Below are 1,264 nucleotides of genomic sequence, written 5' to 3' on the forward strand. Positions count from 1 at the left end.
CACGCCCCCCGCGACGAACGCCGCTTCCCCACCACCACCGGCAAGGCCAACTTCACCGCCTCACCCGTCGAATACCCCCACGCCCCTCAAGGCCGCCTCCTCCTGCAGACCCTGCGCTCGCACGACCAGTACAACACCACCATCTACGGCCTCGACGACCGCTACCGCGGCATCAAGAACGGCCGCCGCGTCGTCCTCGTCAACCCCGACGACGCCCGCGAACTCGACCTCGCCGACGGCAGCTACGCCGACCTCGTCAGCGAGTGGACCGACGGCACCGAGCGCCGCGCCCCGGGCTTCCGCGTCGTCCACTACCCCACCGCCCGCGGCTGCGCCGCCGCCTACTACCCGGAGACCAACGTCCTCATCCCGCTCGACCACACCGCCGACACCAGCAACACCCCGGCCAGCAAGTCGCTGGTCGTCCGGCTCGAACGCACCACAGAACAGACCGGTTGACGGCGGACCGTTGAACTGAAGAAACTTTCACACCACAACGGCCGCAGGTGATCGGAGCACGACGCATGGGCGAGCACGCCAAGACCACGTTCCCGCAGGAGGTCCTCGACCAGTGGGCCGGCAGCGGGCTCGACCTGCCCGCCCTGTTCTCCGCCGGCCACCTCGGCGAGCGCATGGGCGTGCACGTCGTCGAAGCCTCCGCCGAGCGCGTCGTCGGCACCATGCCCGTCGAGGGCAACACCCAGCCGTACGGGCTGCTGCACGGCGGAGCCTCCGCCGTGCTCGCCGAGACCCTCGGCTCCGTCGGCGCCATGCTGCACGGCGGCCCCTCCCGCATCGCCGTCGGCGTCGACCTCAACTGCACCCACCACCGCGGCGTCCGCTCCGGGCTGGTGACCGGCGTCGCCACACCCGTCCACCGCGGGCGCACCACCGCCACGTACGAGATCGCCGTCACGGACGAGCAGGGCAAGCGGGTGTGCTCGGCGCGGCTGACCTGCGTCATCCGCGACGCGGGGTGACGGGCGTCGCCTCAGCCGGTCGTACGGCTCGCGGTGACTGCGGATTCCGCCGGACCCTCGCCGTCCCCCTTGCTCGCCGTGGCGGCGCAGGGAAATGCCTGCCACGGCGGCAGGGAACCGTCGTGCGGCGGACGGGCGCTGCCGGACTGCCGCGAGACGGGTTCCCCGCACTCCGTACGCGCTCTACCGTCGCCCCATGCGCGCACCCCGGTTCAGCCGGGCGGCCGGTGCGTCACTGCTGACGGCCGCCGTCCTCGCCGGCTGCGGCGGCCCCGCGGCCGGCC

2 protein-coding genes are annotated in these 1,264 nt (G+C 72.9%); both read left to right on the forward strand.

Annotation, left to right across the window (positions count from 1 at the left end):
- A partial coding sequence (locus tag ACSNOH_RS34805) for a molybdopterin dinucleotide binding domain-containing protein (RefSeq protein WP_436725447.1) occupies positions 1-459 on the forward strand: 459 nt, incomplete at its 5' end.
- Between the two features lie 65 nt (positions 460-524).
- Entirely contained in the window at positions 525-980 is a 456-nt protein-coding gene (locus ACSNOH_RS34810; protein WP_436725448.1) for a PaaI family thioesterase, read from the forward strand.
- The last annotated feature ends 284 nt before the right edge of the window (positions 981-1,264 follow it).

The organism is Streptomyces sp. URMC 127 (assembly GCF_051386535.1).
In the GTDB taxonomy this organism is placed as follows: Bacteria; Actinomycetota; Actinomycetes; order Streptomycetales; family Streptomycetaceae; genus Streptomyces.